General features: G+C 62.3%; 16 protein-coding genes. All 16 read right to left on the reverse strand.

Going from position 1 to position 16,950, the window contains the following annotated elements; genetic code table 11:
* Positions 1-976 (reverse strand): Mur ligase family protein (locus tag ABI213_RS22100; RefSeq protein WP_348028696.1); only part of this gene is annotated, 976 nt, incomplete at its 3' end.
* Positions 973-2,469 carry a UDP-N-acetylmuramoyl-L-alanyl-D-glutamate--2,6-diaminopimelate ligase gene (locus tag ABI213_RS22105; RefSeq protein ID WP_348006795.1) on the reverse strand — a complete coding sequence of 499 codons (1,497 nt, stop codon included), beginning with the start codon at positions 2,467-2,469 and terminating at the stop codon, positions 973-975. The genes ABI213_RS22100 and ABI213_RS22105, both read right to left, overlap by 4 nt.
* The gene (locus ABI213_RS22110; protein WP_348006794.1) at positions 2,469-4,199 is read right to left on the reverse strand and encodes a penicillin-binding protein 2; all 1,731 of its coding nucleotides are present in this window, start codon (positions 4,197-4,199) and stop codon (positions 2,469-2,471) included. The genes ABI213_RS22105 and ABI213_RS22110 overlap by 1 nt, the downstream gene beginning before the upstream one ends.
* A complete protein-coding gene (gene ftsL, locus ABI213_RS22115) occupies positions 4,196-4,504 on the reverse strand; it encodes a cell division protein FtsL (RefSeq protein WP_348006793.1) in 309 nt (102 codons plus the stop codon). Before ftsL ends, ABI213_RS22110 begins: the two co-directional genes overlap by 4 nt.
* A gap of 124 nt (positions 4,505-4,628) precedes the next feature.
* Complete coding sequence (rsmH, locus tag ABI213_RS22120; RefSeq protein ID WP_348006792.1) at positions 4,629-5,579, reverse strand: 16S rRNA (cytosine(1402)-N(4))-methyltransferase RsmH; 951 nt, start codon at positions 5,577-5,579, stop codon at positions 4,629-4,631.
* Between the two features lie 9 nt (positions 5,580-5,588).
* On the reverse strand, positions 5,589-6,017 hold the full coding sequence (gene mraZ / locus ABI213_RS22125) for a division/cell wall cluster transcriptional repressor MraZ (RefSeq protein ID WP_348006791.1): 429 nt from the start codon (positions 6,015-6,017) through the stop codon (positions 5,589-5,591).
* Positions 6,018-6,345: 328 nt separating this feature from the next.
* Positions 6,346-7,680 (reverse strand): ATP-dependent protease ATPase subunit HslU, encoded by a 1,335-nt coding sequence (gene hslU / locus ABI213_RS22130; protein ID WP_348006790.1) that lies wholly within the window; start codon positions 7,678-7,680, stop codon positions 6,346-6,348.
* Positions 7,681-7,683: 3 nt separating this feature from the next.
* Positions 7,684-8,232, reverse strand: coding sequence for an ATP-dependent protease subunit HslV (hslV, locus tag ABI213_RS22135; RefSeq protein ID WP_348006789.1), 549 nt, complete (start codon positions 8,230-8,232; stop codon positions 7,684-7,686).
* A gap of 75 nt (positions 8,233-8,307) precedes the next feature.
* On the reverse strand, positions 8,308-10,119 hold the full coding sequence (locus tag ABI213_RS22140; RefSeq protein WP_348006788.1) for an STAS domain-containing protein: 1,812 nt from the start codon (positions 10,117-10,119) through the stop codon (positions 8,308-8,310).
* Positions 10,120-10,155: 36 nt separating this feature from the next.
* Positions 10,156-10,866 carry an RNA polymerase-binding protein DksA gene (gene dksA, locus ABI213_RS22145; RefSeq protein WP_348006787.1) on the reverse strand — a complete coding sequence of 237 codons (711 nt, stop codon included), beginning with the start codon at positions 10,864-10,866 and terminating at the stop codon, positions 10,156-10,158.
* Between the two features lie 53 nt (positions 10,867-10,919).
* Complete coding sequence (locus ABI213_RS22150; protein WP_348006786.1) at positions 10,920-11,975, reverse strand: GTP-binding protein; 1,056 nt, start codon at positions 11,973-11,975, stop codon at positions 10,920-10,922.
* 109 nt (positions 11,976-12,084) lie between these two features.
* Positions 12,085-13,281: a class I SAM-dependent methyltransferase gene (locus ABI213_RS22155; protein ID WP_348006785.1), complete on the reverse strand. Its 1,197-nt coding sequence runs from the start codon at positions 13,279-13,281 to the stop codon at positions 12,085-12,087.
* Between the two features lie 58 nt (positions 13,282-13,339).
* Positions 13,340-14,290: a tyrosine-type recombinase/integrase gene (locus ABI213_RS22160; RefSeq protein WP_348006784.1), complete on the reverse strand. Its 951-nt coding sequence runs from the start codon at positions 14,288-14,290 to the stop codon at positions 13,340-13,342.
* Positions 14,291-14,974 (reverse strand): DUF484 family protein, encoded by a 684-nt coding sequence (locus tag ABI213_RS22165; RefSeq protein WP_348028698.1) that lies wholly within the window; start codon positions 14,972-14,974, stop codon positions 14,291-14,293.
* Positions 14,975-14,987: 13 nt separating this feature from the next.
* The gene (gene dapF / locus ABI213_RS22170; RefSeq protein ID WP_348006769.1) at positions 14,988-15,869 is read right to left on the reverse strand and encodes a diaminopimelate epimerase; all 882 of its coding nucleotides are present in this window, start codon (positions 15,867-15,869) and stop codon (positions 14,988-14,990) included.
* Positions 15,870-15,962: 93 nt separating this feature from the next.
* On the reverse strand, positions 15,963-16,856 hold the full coding sequence (locus ABI213_RS22175; protein ID WP_348006768.1) for a dienelactone hydrolase family protein: 894 nt from the start codon (positions 16,854-16,856) through the stop codon (positions 15,963-15,965).
* Between the last annotated feature and the right edge of the window lie 94 nt (positions 16,857-16,950).

Genomic DNA, 16,950 nt, shown 5'->3' on the forward strand with positions numbered 1-16,950 from the left:
CCATCTGCACGGCCAGCGCCTTGGAGCGGCCTTTGACCGGCTCAAAGGCCGCTAGGCCCTGGGCCACAGCGGCCAGCGGCACACCTGCGGACAGGGCACAGGCGGCAGCGGCCAGTGAATTTTTCACGTTGTGTAGGCCTGCGATGTGCAAGGCGTAGTCCAACGACCCGGCGGGGGTGCGGGCATGGACTTGCCAGGCTCCATTGGCCCACACCGGCGTATCGGCGCACACATCCGCCGCACCTACGGCGAACTGCACGCAGCCGCGCGGCCAGGCCATGCTTTTCCAGAGGGCAGAAAAGCTGTCGTCGGCAGGGAACACCGCCACGCCGTCGGCGGGCAGGGCTGCCAGCACGCTGCCGTTTTCTTGGGCCACGGCTTCCACGGTCTGCATGAATTCCAGGTGCTCCCGCTGGGCGTTGTTGACCAAGGCCACGGTGGGTCGGGCCATGGCGGCCAGCAGCGCAATCTCGCCGGGGTGGTTCATGCCCAACTCGACCACGGCCAAGCGGTGGTGGGCGCGCAAGCGCAACAGCGTCAACGGCACGCCGATGGCGTTGTTGTAATTGCCTTGGGTGGCCAACATGGCATCGGGCTGGGCGGCGCGCAGGATGGACGCCACCATCTGCGTCACCGTGGTTTTGCCATTGCTGCCGGTCACCGCAACCAGCGGCAGGTGGAACTGGGCGCGCCAGCCGGTAGCTAAGGTGCCCAGTGCAGCCAGGGTGTCATCCACCTCAATGCAAGGCAGGCCGGGTAACGCGGTGCCGGGGTGGCACAGCGCTGCCACGGCACCGCTGGCTTGCGCCTGGGCCAGCAAGGTGTTGGCATCAAAAGTGTCGCCCTTGAGGGCCACGAATAGGTCGCCGATTTGAACGCTGCGGGTGTCACTGTGCACGCGGGTGATTGCGACCGTACCGTCACCGACCAGTCGTGCACCGGGCAGCAAAGCCAAAGCTTGTTGCAGCGTCATCATTCGGTGGCTCCTTGGGCACCGATATCACGCAAGGCCAGGGCGGCCTCGGCATGGGCCTTGTCCGAGAAGGCCTGCTTCACTCCCGCCACATCCTGGGTAGTCTCATGGCCCTTGCCTGCCAGCAACAGCACATCGGCGGGCGCGGCCTGGGCAATGGCTTCGGCAATGGCCAGGGCGCGGTCGGCCTGCACATGGACGCAGGCGTTGTGGCTCAGGCCCAACAAGATTTGGCTGATGATGTGCTCGGGCTTTTCGCTGCGCGGGTTGTCGCTGGTGACCAGCACCAGATCGGCATTCTTCTCGGCCACCGCCGCCATCAGTGGGCGCTTGGCGGCATCGCGGTCGCCGCCGCAGCCAAACACACACCAGAGCTTGCCACCACGGGCCTGCGCCAGCGGCTGCAAGGCCAGCAAGGCTTTGTCCAGAGCGTCTGGCGTGTGGGCGTAGTCGATCGCCACCAGAGGCTGGCCGGGCGGGTTGATGCAATCCATGCGGCCAGGCACCGGTAGCAGGCCGTGGCAAGCTTGTACGGCTTCTTCCAGCGGTACGCCCACGGCGCGCATGGCACCGATGACACCCAGCAGGTTCGCCACGTTATATTGGCCAATGACGGCAGTGCGCTGGCTGTGGCGCGCGCCACCCTCCACCACTTCAAAGCACAAGCCACCGGCTTCGTAACGGATGTTGTCTGCCTGCAACCGGGCACTGTGGCTGCAGGACAGCGTCCAAACATCCAGGCCGGTCAAGGATGCGGCCAATTCCGCACCCTGCGGGTCGTCCACATTCACCACCGCCGCTTGCAGACCCGGCCAGCGGAACAGCTCGGCCTTGGCCTGCCAGTAGGCTTCGGTGCTGCCGTGGTAGTCCAGGTGGTCCTGGGTGAAATTGGTGAACACGGCGACGCGGATGCGGGTGCCATCCAGGCGGCGCTCATTGATTCCAATGCTGGAGGCCTCAATGGCACACGCGCCCACGCCCAGATCCACAAACCCGCGGAAGGCCTGCTGCAGCCGCACGGGGTCCGGTGTGGTCAAGCCGGTGGGCAGCACGTCGGGCGGGATTCCAATGCCCAAAGTGCCCACTACTGCACAAGGAGCGTGCGCATACAGCTCTGTTTTTGATAGCGCCTGCGCCAGCCACCATGCCGTGGAGGTTTTGCCGTTGGTGCCGGTGATGGCCAGCACATCCAGGCTGTCGCTGGGCTGTAAGCAGTAAGCGGCGGCAATCGGGCCGGTGCTGGCCTTGAGGCCGGTGTAGCTGGCGACCGCATCGCTGGCAAAACCGAAGGCTTCACTGCCCTCTTGTTCGACCAGGCAAGCAGTAGCGCCCTGGGCCAAGGCAGCCTGTACAAACTGGCGGCCATCGGCAGCGGCACCCGGCCAGGCGATGAAACCATCACCGGGTTGGATCGCGCGGCTGTCCACTTGCAGGCTACCGCCAACCCGGCTACGCAACCAGGCTACGGCCTCGGCGGGGGTATGGAGTTGCAACATCAGAACGACTCGTCCACAGATTTGGAGACTATCTGGGCCTTCACGTCCAGATCAGGCTGCACACCCATCATGCGCAGGGTTTGCTGCACCACTTCACTGAACACGGGGGCCGCCACAATGCCGCCGTAGTACGAGCCCGCGCTCGGTTCGTCCACCATCACGGCGACGATGATGCGCGGCTTGTTGATCGGGGCCATGCCGGTAAACCAGGCGCGGTATTTGTTGCTGGCGTAGCCTTTGCCGACCTGCTTGTGCGCCGTGCCGGACTTGCCGCCCACGGAGTAGCCCACGGTCTGCGCCAGCGGGCCGGTGCCTCCCGGGCCTGCGGCCATTTGCAGCATTTTGCGGATGGCGGCGGCGTTTTGCGCCGAAAACACCCGCACCCCCACCGCCGGTTCGTCCGACTTGAGCATGGTGGCTGGAATGATTTCGCCGTTGTGGGCAAACACGGTGTACGAATGGGCCATCTGGAACAGCGATGCCGACAGGCCGTAGCCGTAGGACATGGTGGCCTGCTCAATGGGCCGCCAAGTCTTCCAAGGCCGCAAACGGCCAGACACCGCCCCAGGGAAGCTGATCTGCGGCTTCTGGCCGAAGCCGACAGCGGTATATGTGTCCCACATTTCGTGCGGGGTCATGCGCTGGGCGATTTTGGTGGCACCCACATTGCTGGATTTCTGGATCACGCCCTCGACCGTCAACACACCGTAGTTGTGGGTGTCGGTGATGGTGGAGCCAGTGACCGTATAGCGGCCCGGCGAGGTATCGATGAGGGTTTGCGGCGTCACGCGGCCCGCCTCCAGCGCCATGCCGACCGTGATGGGCTTCATGGTGGAGCCTGGCTCAAAGGTATCGGTCAGGGCGCGGTTACGCAGCTGCTCGCCAGTGAGGTTCTTGCGTTTGTCGGGCACATAGCTGGGGTAGTTGGCCAACGCCAGCACTTCGCCGGTAACGGCATCCAGCACCACCACGCTCCCGGCCTTGGCCTTGTTGGCCACCACCGCGTCACGCAACTTCTGGTAGGCGAAAAACTGCACCTTGCTGTCGATGCTGAGCTGGATTTCGCGGCCATCCACCGGGGGCACTTGGTCGCCGATGTCTTCCACCACCCGGCCCATACGGTCCTTGATGACGCGGCGCGAGCCGGGCTTGCCGCCCAGATCCTTGTTGAAAGCCAACTCAATACCTTCCTGGCCGTTGTCTTCCACGTCGGTGAAGCCCACTACGTGGGCAATCGCCTCGCCTTCAGGGTACTGGCGCTTGTATTCCTTGCGCAGGTAAATACCTTTGATGCCGAGCGCCATCACCTCCTGGGTGATCGGCTCGTCCACCTGGCGCTTGATCCACACAAAGCTCTTGTCTTCGTCCAGTTTTTTCTTCAGGTCGGCCAGCGGTATCTCCAACAGCTTGGCCAGCTTCTTGATTTTTTCGGGGTCGTTGTCCACGTCCTCGGGAATGGCCCACACGCTGGGGGCAATCACGCTGGAGGCCAGAATCAGGCCATTGCGGTCCAGAATGCGGCCACGGTTGGCCGGCAGCTCCAGCGTACGGGCAAAGCGCACTTCGCCCTGGCGCTGGAAGAACGCGTTGCCAATCACCTGAATGTAAGCAGCGCGGGCGGTCAGCCCCACAAAACCGATGGCAATGGCGGCCACCACCAGCTTGCTACGCCACACCGGTGTTCTGCTGGCCAGCAAGGGGCTGGACGTGTAACGGACGCTGCGGCTCATGGCAGCTTCCCTGCAGCCGTGCTGGCGGAATTTACAGGTGCGGCAGCAACCGTCACGTACTGGGTAATGGCTGGGGTGCTGGTACGCATTTGCAGTTGTTCTTTAGCCAGCTTCTCCACGCGCAAAGGCGTGGCCTGGGCCCGCTTCTCCACCTGCAGGCGCTCGTTTTCAATTTCCAGCTTGTGCGACACGGCGATGGCCCGGTCAACCTCCACAAACAGGCTGCGCGAGTCGTACTGCACCCGCACCAGATACAGCGCACTGGCCACTACCGCCAGCATGAGCACTAGGTTCAGCCGGGTCATGGTGTTATAGCCCCCACGCTTGTCACTGCGTGTATTGCGCTGCCCCCCGAGGGGGCCGCATTTTGCCTTGGGGCGGCCCGGCAGCAAAACTTGCCGCATGCACTTGTCACTGCGTGTACTTCGTTCATACGGCCGTCCGACGTGCCACGCGCATCACCGCGCTGCGTGCGCGCTTGTTACCCGCGACTTCGGCTGCACTGGGCTTGACCCGACCCAAAGCCTCCAGCTTCATCACCGCTGTGCTACCCAGCATCCAACTCGGTGCCCGGCGGTCTACCACTTCACGCGCGTGTTTGGCTATGAATTGCTTGACGATGCGGTCTTCCAGAGAATGGAAGCTGATCACCACTAAGCGGCCACCCGGCTGCAAGACCCGCAGACTGGCTTCTAGCGCGTGTTGCAGCTCCTCCAGCTCGGCATTGATGAAAATCCGAAAAGCCTGAAATGTCCGCGTTGCAGGGTTTTGACCCGCCTCGCGGGTTTTGACCGTGCTAGCCACGAGTTCGGCAAGTTCAGTGGTGGTTGATAGAGGGCCGCGTTCTTGTCGGCGAGCAACAATCGCCTTTGCAATGGGCCCAGCAAACCGTTCTTCACCGTAGTCACGTACCACCTCTGCGATCTGTTGGACCTCGGCTGTTGCCAGCCACTCGGCCACACTCTCGCCGCGCGTGGGGTCCATGCGCATATCGAGTGGGCCGTCGAACCGAAAACTGAAGCCGCGCTCCGGGTTGTCGATTTGCGGTGAGCTGATACCCAAGTCCATCAATACCCCGGCCACGCTGGCATCGGGCAAGCTATCCAGATGGCGAAAACCCTGGTGGCGGATAGAAAACCGAGGATCGACAATGGTCGCGGCCTCCGCAATCGCTTCCGGATCGTGGTCAAAGGCAATCAGGCGATCCTGGGGTGCCAGCTTGGACAGCAGCAGGCGCGAATGTCCGCCGCGCCCGAAAGTAGCATCGACGTAAGTAGCCACAGCGCCATCGGCGCTGTGGGTGAGAGAGTCCGGCTTGTCGAGAAGAGCATCAACTGCTTCATCCAACAAGACGGTGGTATGTTTCCACAACGTATCCACCGTGGGGCCTTAGAAAGAAAAATCCTTGAACACTTCGGGCATGTCACCCTGCATGGCTTTGGCTTCTTGAGCGTCGTAGGTCGCTTTGTCCCACAACTCAAAATGCCGCCCCATGCCCAGCAACACGGTTTCGCGCTGGATACCCGCACCTTCGCGCAACTCGGGCGACACCAGTACACGGCCCGTGCTGTCCAGCTCCACATCCATGGCGTTACCCAAAAAAATGCGTTTCCACCATTGGGCGGACATGGGCAGTTCGGCAATCCGCTCGCGGAATTTCTCCCACTCAGGGCGCGGAAACAGCATCAGGCAGCCATGGGGATGTTTGGTGATGGTCAGTTGGCCGCCAGCCGTCGCGCTCAGCACGTCACGGTGCCGGGTCGGCACCGAGAGCCGACCCTTCGCATCCAGACTGAGAGACGAAGCCCCTTGAAACACAACAACTGCCCACCCTTGCTATTGAGCAACAACTAAATGGGCGATGCGAAGGCACTTTTCACCACTTAATTGCACTTTTTTGCACTGTATCAGGAAAAAAACACTGCGCCCACCGGCGGCGCAGTATTTTTTCAATCAAATCAATGACTTAGGCTCAGTGTTGCATGTTAACTTGCACAAAAAACGTTAAAAATTAAGCACTTAGAGACGTTTGTGAATGTGCCAAATGAGACCAATGCATCAGGTGTAACAAAGATGACCGGGCGGCGCAGGCAGAATGCGCGCCTGCCAGAAACACCGCAGAACTGGCTTAGCCAGTCTGCCGACGCTACAGAATATACCGAGAAAGGTCTTCGTTCTTGCTCAGTTCCTTGAGCCGCGCATCCACATAGGCCGCGTCGATCACCAACGTTTGCCCGGCCAGCCGGGCGGCATCGAAACTGATGTCGTCTAGCAATCGCTCCATCACGGTTGACAGGCGGCGGGCACCGATGTTTTCAGTACGCTCGTTCACGTCAAACGCGATATGCGCCAGCCGGGTAATGCCCTCGGGCAAAAAGTCCAATGTCACGTTTTCGGTGGCCAGCAGCGCTTGGTACTGCTTGACCAGCGAGGCATGGGTTTGCACCAAAATCGCCTCAAAGTCTTGCACCGACAGCGACTGCAGCTCCACCCGGATCGGAAACCGACCTTGCAGTTCGGGAATCAAATCACTGGGCTTGCTCAAATGGAACGCGCCCGAGGCGATAAACAAGATGTGGTCGGTCTTGACCGTGCCGTACTTGGTAGACACCGTAGTGCCTTCCACCAGCGGCAGCAGGTCGCGCTGTACGCCCTGGCGCGACACTTCGGCCCCACTGCCCTCGCTGCGCGAGGTGACCTTGTCGATTTCGTCGATGAAAACGATGCCATTCTGCTCAGCATTGAAGATGGCCTGGGTCTTGATCTCTTCCTCATTGACCAGCTTGGCGGCCTCTTCTTCCACCAACAGCTTCAGAGCTTCGCCAATCGGCAATTTGCGGGTTTTGCGCTTGGTCTGGCCGATTTGGCTAAACATGCCGCGCAACTGCTCGGTCATCTCCTCCATACCGGGCGGGCCCATGATTTCCATCTGCGCCTTGGTGTCGGCCAGATCGAGTTCAATTTCCTTGTCGTCCAACTGGTGCTCGCGCAGTTTTTTGCGGAAGCTCTGGCGGGCCGCGCTATCAGGGGCATCAGAGGTGCCGCCCTGGCCTTCCAGACTGCGTGCGGTGGGGATCAGAATGTCCAGAATGCGGTCTTCGGCCGCATCCTCGGCCCGGGCGCGCACTTTGCGCATCTCGGTTTCGCGGGTTTGCTTGACGGCGATGTCGGCCAGGTCGCGGATGATGGCATCCACGTCTTTGCCCACATAGCCCACTTCGGTGAACTTGGTGGCCTCAACCTTGATGAAAGGCGCATCCGCCAAGCGGGCCAAACGGCGGGCAATCTCGGTCTTGCCCACGCCAGTGGGGCCAATCATCAAAATGTTTTTGGGCGTGATCTCGTAGCGCAGCGGCTCAGCCACCTGCTGCCTGCGCCAGCGGTTGCGCAAGGCAATGGCGACGGCGCGCTTGGCCTGGTGTTGGCCGACGATGTGGTTATCCAGTTCGGCAACAATTTCTTGGGGGGTCATGGAGGACATGGTTCAGTCCAGGGTTTCAATAATGTGGTTCATGTTGGTGTAGATGCAAAGCTCGCCTGCAATCTCCAACGACTTCTTGACGATCTGTGCAGCCGCCAAATCGGTGTTGTCCAGCAACGCCTTGGCCGCCGAATGCGCGTAGGCACCGCCCGACCCAATGGCCACAATGCCATGCTCGAGCTCCAGCACATCGCCGTTACCGGTGATGATCAGCGACGCGGTACTGTCGGCCACGGCTAGCATAGCCTCCAGGCGGCGCAGCACGCGGTCGGTGCGCCAGTCTTTGGTGAGTTCGATGGCCGCGCGGACCAGATGGCCCTGGTGCTTTTCCAGCTTGCCCTCAAAGCGCTCGAACAAGGTGAAAGCATCGGCCGTTGCGCCTGCAAAGCCCGCCAACACGCGGTCGTGGTGTAGCTTACGAACCTTGCGGGCCGTGCCTTTGATAATGATGTTGCCCAGCGTGACCTGACCATCGCCGCCAATGGCGACTTGCACGCCATTGGGGGTTTGGCGGCGCACGCTAATGATGGTGGTGCCGTGAAATTGTTCCATGGGATTTAGGTAAGGGTGGGGGCAACGAATACAAGCGCGGGGGCCGCCGTGCGGCGTAAAGCCCGCATCTGAAAGTCAATTCCGACGTGGAATGACGGTCGCGTTTTCGTTGATGCCAATCACGTTAAAAAAGATGGCCGCCAGGCGGTGCAAGCCGTTAAATTGCACTTGGCGACCCGCCGCATGTTGGTCTGCGGCCCAGTTCAGCACCGAGCCAGCCGCCGAAAAGTCGATGCGTACAAGGGTGTCGCAGGCCACCACCAGCAGCGCACCGCCGTTAGCCTGGGCATCCACCACCGCCAGGGCCTGCGAGGCATCACCCAGCACCAGGCCCGACAACGCGCCCCGGGACACGGGCGCGGTAAACAAACCCGGCGGCAAAGTCCGCACGCCGGTATCGGAGTCTTTGAAATCGGAGGACCCGAACACCGACACGCCCAGCGTATCCCGCGGCACGCCGTCGCCCTGCGCGTCCAGCACGGCGTAGCCGCAGTGCGCCGCCTGCCATGCTGGCGGCGACACCTCGTAAGTGATGCAGTACTCCAGCGCCACCATGTCAAAGGCATCTGGGCTTTGCACAATGCGCAGCAACGCCAACCGCACACGCCACCACTGCGGGTGTGCAGTGGCATCGCCCGACACCGTATGGCTTTTGAGAACGTCTTGCAAATGCTCCACATCGGCAAAAACCAATTGCACGGCCTGGTCTGCCCAGGCCTCAAAAATATCGCCCAGACCTTGCACGGCGGCACTGTCCACCACGCCCAGGCTAGCCCAACCGATCTGCACCGACGCGGGTGCCCGCAGATGCAGGGCGGCTTGCAAGCTGGCAACGGATGCGGCGCTCAAAACGGCCGGGCAGGCCCAGATAAAGCTGCCCCCCTGCCCCGCTGCCATGGCCGGCAAGGCTGGGCCTGCAAGCGTCAGCCCAGCCTGGTCAGGAATCGAAAACCAGGCCGGGGCCGTCCGCCCAAACCGGCCCGCGAAGTCAATGGCCGCGATGTCAAACCGGTCCTGCTGGTGGGTGGCCCGGTACAAATCAAACAACGCCGCCCAGACCTCGGAGTGCGCGGGTGGCACCGGGCTCTGCCGAAGCAAGGCCTGCAGAGCGGCCTCGGCACCCTCCATATCGCCATTGGCAAAACGGATAGCAGCTTCTTCCAGGTCGGGGTGGTGCGCGTAAATACCGCCATCCAGGTCGGGCAAGTCCAGATCGAGGGCACCGGGCTCCGCCAGCTTCTGGACGGGCTCCGGCACGCCAAAGTCAAAATCCAGGTTCAGGCTGTGGTCCAGCGCGGCCAGCATGTCCACAATAGGCTCAGTGCTTGGTGTGGGCACGTTCCATTGCCGCTCGTCGCGCAGCGGCGATACATCGGTGGGCGCAAACGCATTGGAATGGTGGGCAGCAGCCTGGGTAGGTAGCGCCGCAGGCTCGGTGGTGGCGTAGGCGCGGGTATGGCCCAGCGGATGGGCCTCGGCAGACTGCAAACCGGCATGGCCTGACAGACGCACGGGCTGACTGGCACCCGCATCCTTGGCCTTCCACCACTGGCGGGACATTTGCGCTTCGATATCGTCGATCTTTTTGATCGTCCCGGCGCGGTCGTCCAGCTTGGACTGCATGCTGCTCTGAAAGAAGGAGGGCCGCTCTACCGCATCAGAAGAAGGCTGGCCCTCGCTCTGGCGCAGTTTGCGCAGCTGGTCAAACTCGCGGCGGCGGACAAAATCGTTGCGCTTTTTCCGCTCAATCATCTCCTTGAGCATCTGCTTGCTGTACTGGCTCTCTTTATCGAGCTCGGGCTGGTCCAGGTCAGACCAGTTCGTCGTTGGATTGCGGACGAACTTGACAACCTTGGACAGCAGACCCGAGGGTTCGTTAGGTGGCATGGTGGCGGCAGCGCAGCAGGGTTAGATAGGGGTGAATCAGTCGCCAAACATTTTTTGCTTCAACTCGCGGCGCTGCTGGGCTTCCAGCGATAGCGTGGCCGTGGGGCGGGCCAGCAAACGGCCCACACCGATGGGTTCGCCGGTTTCGTCGCAGTAGCCGTAGTCGCCCGCGTCAATGCGGTTGATGGACTGCTCGATCTTCTTCAGCAGCTTGCGTTCGCGGTCGCGGGTGCGCAGCTCCAGGGCGTGCTCTTCTTCGATGGTGGCGCGGTCGGCCGGATCGGGCACGACCACGGTGTCTTCGCGCAGATGCTCGGTGGTTTCACCGGCGTTGTTCAGCATGTCCTGCTTGAGCACCGTGAGCTTGAGGCGGAAGAAAGCGGTTTGCTTTTCGTTCATGTACTCGGAGTCGGGCATGGCGATGACTTCGGCATCGGTCAGCTTGTCGGCCGGGGTGGTCTTCCAGTTGTTCGCCAACTTGGGGTCTTTTTTGGCGGCCACGTGGGGTGGCGGCGCAATCATGGGCTCGGGCGCGTTCTGCATGTAGCTGGACTTGGCCGCCGTGGACGCCACAGCCGGTGCCATGGACGGTACGGTCAACTGCGCCAGGCGCGACGAAGGACGCACGCTCTTGGCCGGAATCGACGTGTAGCGGGGGCTGGTCTGCACTGCCGGAGTGGCTTCGGTGGCAGCCGCCACGGGGGTGGGGGTAGGCTTGGGCGCTGTGGTCACTTTGGTAGTACTCATGGTTGGCGCGGGGCTTTAGCGTCCCGCAATCTGCATTATTTTGGTTCTGGGTGTCACACCAAACACTGTTCCATGCCTTGTAAAAAGATGTCTTTGGGCAAATCGATACCGATAAACACCATTTTGCTGCCGCGTTTTTCATCTGCAGCCCATTCTGGGCCCAGGTCGCTGCCCATCAACTGGTGCACGCCCTGGAAAATGACTTTACGCTCGGTGCCCTGCATATTCAAGACACCTTTGTAGCGCAGCATGCGCGGGCCGTAAATATTGACGATGGCGCTCAAGAAATCTTCCAGCTTGGCCGGGTCAAACGGCCGGTCCGACTTGAAGACAAAGCTCTTCACATCATCGTCATGGTGGTGATGGTGCCCGCCTTCATGGCCATGGTCGTGGTTGTGTGAGGGGTGGTCGCAGTGCTCGCCCTCGGCATGGTCATGGCCTGCGTGGTCGTCTTCCTTGAGGAAGTCGGGGTCAATGTCCAGCTTGGCGTTCAGATTGAAGCCGCGCAGGTCAAACACTTCGCTCAGGGCCACTTCGCCAAAATGCACGGCTTTTTGCGGTGCGCGCGGGTTCATGTGCTTGAGGCGGTGCACGAGCGCATCGACTTCGGCGGGCTCGACCAGGTCGGTCTTGCTGATGAAGATCTGGTCGGCAAACCCCACCTGGCGGCGGGCTTCCTGGCGGTCATTGAGCTGGGTGGCGGCGTGCTTGGCATCCACCAGGGTCAGGATCGAGTCCAGCAGGTAGCTTTCGGCGATCTCGTCGTCCATAAAGAAAGTCTGTGCCACGGGGCCGGGATCGGCCAGGCCGGTGGTTTCAATCACCACGCGGTCAAAGTCCAGCAGGCCTTTGCGCTTCTTGGCGGCCAGCAGGCTCAGGGTGGCGCGCAGGTCTTCGCGGATCGAGCAGCAGATGCAGCCATTGTTGAGCTGGATGATTTGCTCGCCCGGCTCGGACACCAGAATCTCGTTATCGATGTTTTCTTCGCCAAATTCATTCTCGATGACGGCGATCTTCTGGCCGTGGGCCTCGGTCAGCACGCGCTTGAGCAGCGTGGTTTTGCCTGAGCCCAGAAAACCGGTCAGGATGGTGGCGGGAATGAGTGCCATAGGTTCTTTCATTGCTAACTTTTCACCGGGAGCCGTGCGGCCCGCCCGATTTCGTGGAAATTAACAGGTGGGGAGTGTAGCGGCCAATTCAATCTGCATCCGCTGCGGCTCATTTACGCAAAATTACCAGGCCTTTGAGGTATTCACCCTCGGGGAAATTGACCGTCATTGGGTGGTCGGGCGCACCGCCCAGGCGTTCGCTGATATAGCCGTCTACCCCCGCGTCGATACCGGCCGAGGCCACAATCTTGTGGAACAGGTCGGCGTTGATGCCGCCCGAGCAGGAATAGGTGAACAGCACGCCACCCGGCTCCAGTATCTTGAAGGCCAGGCGGTTGATGTCTTTATAGGCACGCGCCGCTCGGTCGGCATGGGCCGCCGTGGGGGCAAACTTGGGCGGATCGAGCACGATGCAGTCAAAGGTTTGGCCCTGCGCGGCAAACTGGCGCAGCGAGGCATTCACATCGGCATCCATAAAGGTCACGCACTCGGGCGCAAAGCCGTTCAGCGCCACATTGGCCGCCGCCCGGGCCAAAGCCGGGCCGGACGAGTCGATGGAGGTGACATGGCCCATGCTGCCACCCGCGCGCATCCCAGCCAAAGCCGCCACGGTGAAGCCGCCTGTATAGCTAAAGCAGTTCAGCACGCGCTGGAACAGCAGGCGTTGGGCGTAGTCGGCCATTTTTTTGCGGCTGTCGCGCTGGTCCAGGTAGAAGCCGGTTTTGTGGCCCTCGGCAATGTCTAGCGTGAGCCGCCAGTCGTGCTCTTGGATGGTCAACTCGGTAGCGCCGTCACCGCGCAGCCAGCCAGTGGCGGGCTCCAGGGCTTCGAGTGCGCGGGTGCTGGCGTCCGAACGCTCATATAGCTTGGTCAGGCCGGTGGCGGCCAGGATGGCCTCGATGAGCACGTCTTTCCAGCGCTCCACCCCGGCAAACAGAAACTGCGCCACCAGCGTGTCGCCGTAGCGGTCTACGATCAGGCCGGGCAAACCATCGGATTCACCGTGGATCAGGCGCATGCCGTCACTTTTTACGTCAAATCGGGCTCTGGCGCTTATAGCATCTGCGACGGCAGCTACAAAAAACGCAGCATCAATGCGCTGGGCTTCGTCGAAGCTCCAGGCACGTGCCCGTATTTTGGAGGTGGGGCTGAACGCCGCCCAGGCCAGAAATTTGCCCTCGCTGGACTCGACGCGCACGGTTTCGCCCGCATCGGCACCGCCACGGGCAATGGCCGATTCAAAGATCCAGGGGTGGCGGCGCTGCAAAGAGCGCTCTTTGCCTTCGCGGAGACGGATAGTTTTCATGGGCCGGATTGTGGGGCTTTATGCGTCCACGAAACGCCCGCGAACCGCCGCCCGCAGGCTATTTTTTGTCTGCTGCCGAAGCTTTGGCCCGGGGATGGGCCTTGTCGTAGGTGGCCGCCAGGTGCTGGAAGTCCAGCCGGGTGTAGACCTGGGTGGTGCTGATGTTGGCGTGGCCCAGCAGCTCTTGCACCGCCCGCAGGTCGCCACTGCTTTGCAGCACATGGCTGGCAAACGAGTGGCGCAGCATGTGCGGGTGCACCGGGGTGGCGGTGCCCGCCAGCCGACTGCGGCGGCGCAGGCGCTGCCATACCGAGGTGGCGGTCAGGCGGGTGCCGTAGCGGCCCAGAAACATCGCCTTCGACATCTCTGCGCCCTGCCCTTCGGCGCGCAGGGCGAGCCAGGCTTCCAATGCCGCCACGGAGGTTTTGCCGATGGGCACGATGCGCCGCTTGCTGCCCTTGCCCAGCACATGGGCCTCGCCTGCAGCCAGATCGACCCAACCTTTGGCGGACGGACTGGGTGCCGCGTCCAGCCCGGTCAGCTCACCCACCCGCAGACCGCCGCCGTACAGCAGCTCGACCATGGCCGCATCGCGGGCTTCCAGCCACGGATCGTCGGCTTCATTTTCAAAATCGGCAAAGGCCACGGCCTCGTCGAGCCCCAGGGCTTTGGGCAGGGGTTTGGCGGCTTTGGGGGCCCGCACGTCGAGCACCGGGTTGTTCGGCACCAGGCCCTGGCGGCCCAGCCAGACGTAAAACCCACGCCAGCCCGATAAGATCAGCGCGATACCGCGCCCGCTGCGGCCCTGGCTGTGCATTTGCATGACCCAGCGGCGGATGTGGTGGTGGGCCACATCGGTCAGCGCCACCCCAGCCGCTTCGGCCTGTGCGTTCAGTTTGACCAGGTCCAGCGTGTACAGCGCCAGCGTGCGCTCGGCCAGGCGCTTTTCAAAGCGCACGTAGTCCAGGTACTGGGCGACCAGCGCCGGGGGGCCGCCACTAGAGGGCATTTAGACCCGCAGACGCGACAAAGCGGCCCCAGCCAGCTCGGCGATGCGCTCTAAAAAGTCTGTGCCCATGGCCGACTCGAAACGCTGGCCGTCGGGCGATGCCAGCACCAGCATGCCAAAAGCCGGGCTGGGGCTGTTGAGCACGCCGGTGCGCAGCGGCATCAGGGCGATCGACATGGCCGCGGCCGGATTGGCCAGCCAGCTGACGGCCTCAAAGCCTGAATTCACACCGCAAAACGGCGCGGTGAGCGACGAAGCAAAAATCTTCGCGTCTTCGCTCACGCCTTGGGCCCAGGAGGAATGGGCGAACTCGTCCGACACGCCCCACACCTTGATGGCCACTTGCGGCACCGAGAACTGCACCTCGATCTCGTGGGCGATGCGCTCGGGCAGGTCGCCGGGCGCGCGGGTCAGCAGCAGGCTGCGGGCCCAGCGCTGCAGCTTGTCGGCAATGATCACGTTCTCGTTGCCGTTGCGCACCATGTCCATGATGCGGTGCTCCAGGCCCTTGATCTTCTCGCGCAGCATCTCGGCCTGCCGCTCCTGCAGGCTGACTGCCCGGTTGCCGTGCGGGCTGGTGAGCTGCACCGAGGCCAGCACCTGCGAATGGCGTTCGAAGAATTCGGGCGTATTGCTCAGGAAGTTGGCGATGTCGTCTTCGGTGATGGGGTTGTTGGTGTTCATATTCATAGAAATATTAATCGGGGATAGTGATGCTGCCGTTGAACACGGTGGTGGCCGGGCCGGTCATCAGCACGGGCTGGCCCATGCCGGCCCAGGCGATGGTCAAACGGCCGCCGTGGGTGTCTACATCCACCTGCGCGTCCAGCAGGCCCAGGCGGATGCCCGCCACCACCGCCGCGCACGCGCCGGTGCCGCAAGCCAGGGTTTCACCCGCGCCGCGCTCGAACACGCGCAAGCGGATGTGGCCGCGGTCCACCACCTGCATAAAGCCCACGTTGACCCCGTTGGGGAAGCAGGGCTGGGCTTGCACCAGCGGGCCCGCCGTGAGCACCGGGGCGGTGTCTACATCGTCCACCAGGTGCACAGCGTGTGGATTGCCCATGGACACGACCGCTACGCTAAAGATAGCTGCCGGTGCAGTTAGTACCTGCGCCAAAGGCCATTTTTGCCATATATCTTGCGGGGTATAGATGGCCTCGGACTGCAGGCCTTGTGGATCGAAAGGAATCTGCGCCAGGTCAAACACCGGCAGCCCCATGTCCACCGTGACGCGGTCGTCGGCTTGCATGTGGAGTTGCAACACGCGCTCCATGGTCTGCACCCGCACGCTGCGCAGCGTGGTCAGGCCTTGACTGTAGACAAAGCGCATGAAGCAGCGTGCGCCGTTGCCGCAGTGCTCCACCTCACTGCCGTCGGCATTGTGGATGGCGTATTCGAAATCGATGCCGGGTGCGCTGGCCGCGCGTACCGAGAGAATCTGGTCCGCGCCCACGCCGAAGTGGCGGTCGGCCAGAAACCGGTATTGGGCGCTACTCAGGCCCAGGCGGCCCTGGGTCTCGTCGAGCACCACAAAGTCGTTGCCAGCGCCCTGCATTTTGGTGAATGGAATGTGCATGGGGGAATTATCCGCGCAAGATACCTTCCATAACGCAAACGGCCCGTCGCAAGCTGCGACGGGCCGTGGAGCGGGTGCAAGCGGGCAGCAGAGTTACACGCCGTGCTGTTTTAGCCAGTCCAGCGCCAGCTTGGAGGCGTAGGTGGCAGCAGTCTTGTCGTAGCTAGGGCGGTAGTCGGCGTTAAAGCCGTGGTTCACCATGGGGAACACCACGATCTCCGAGCCGCTGCCCGAAGTGCGCAGGCCGGCCGTCATGCGGTCGATGGCCTCGGGCTTGATGAAGGTGTCCAGCCCGGCGTACATGCCTAGTACCGGCACTTTCAGGTTGCTGGCAAAGTCCACCGGGTCTTGCGGGCGGATGTCGGACTGCATACCGTCCAGCAAACCGTAGTACGACACGGCGGCTTTTAGCTTGGGGTTGTGGTTGGCGTACACCCAGGCCACGCGGCCACCCCAGCAGTAACCAACCAAACCCACGCGGCTGGCATTGGCGTGGCCGCTGGCGGCGGCGAAGGCCACCGCAGAGTCCAGGTCCGACACCACCTGGGCATCGGGCACTTTGGAGACCACGGTGGAGAATATCTCGCCGATATCGGTGAGTTTGGACACATCGCCCTGGCGCGCATACATTTCGGGCGCAATGGCGTAGTAGCCCAGCTTGGCGAAGCGGCGGCACATGTCCTTGATGTGCTCGTGTACGCCGAAGATTTCCTGCACCACCAGCAGCACCGGGTGCTTGCCGGGCTTGGCAGGCATAGCCCGGTAGCCGGGGATTTTGCCGTCGGCCACGGGAATGCTGACCTCGCCCGCCACCAAGCCCACCGCATCGGTGACGATGGCCTGGGCCAGCACCGGGTTGGACGCGACCGCAAAGCCAGTGGCCAGCGTGGTCATGGCAAAGCCGCGGCGCGACAGGCCGTCAGCGGGCGCTTGCACAGTGGGGTTTTGGAAATCGATGGGCTTCAAGCCGTAATCCATTAACTTCATGCTGCATCCTTGGTTGAAAAACGGGAGTAAGACTTACGCAACGCCTGACGGACGGCCCGCAAGGCCTTCAGGCGGGCGTTGCGTAAGTCCCGTG

Source organism: Rhodoferax sp. (assembly GCF_039922535.1).
GTDB lineage: Bacteria > Pseudomonadota > Gammaproteobacteria > Burkholderiales > Burkholderiaceae_C > Rhodoferax_B.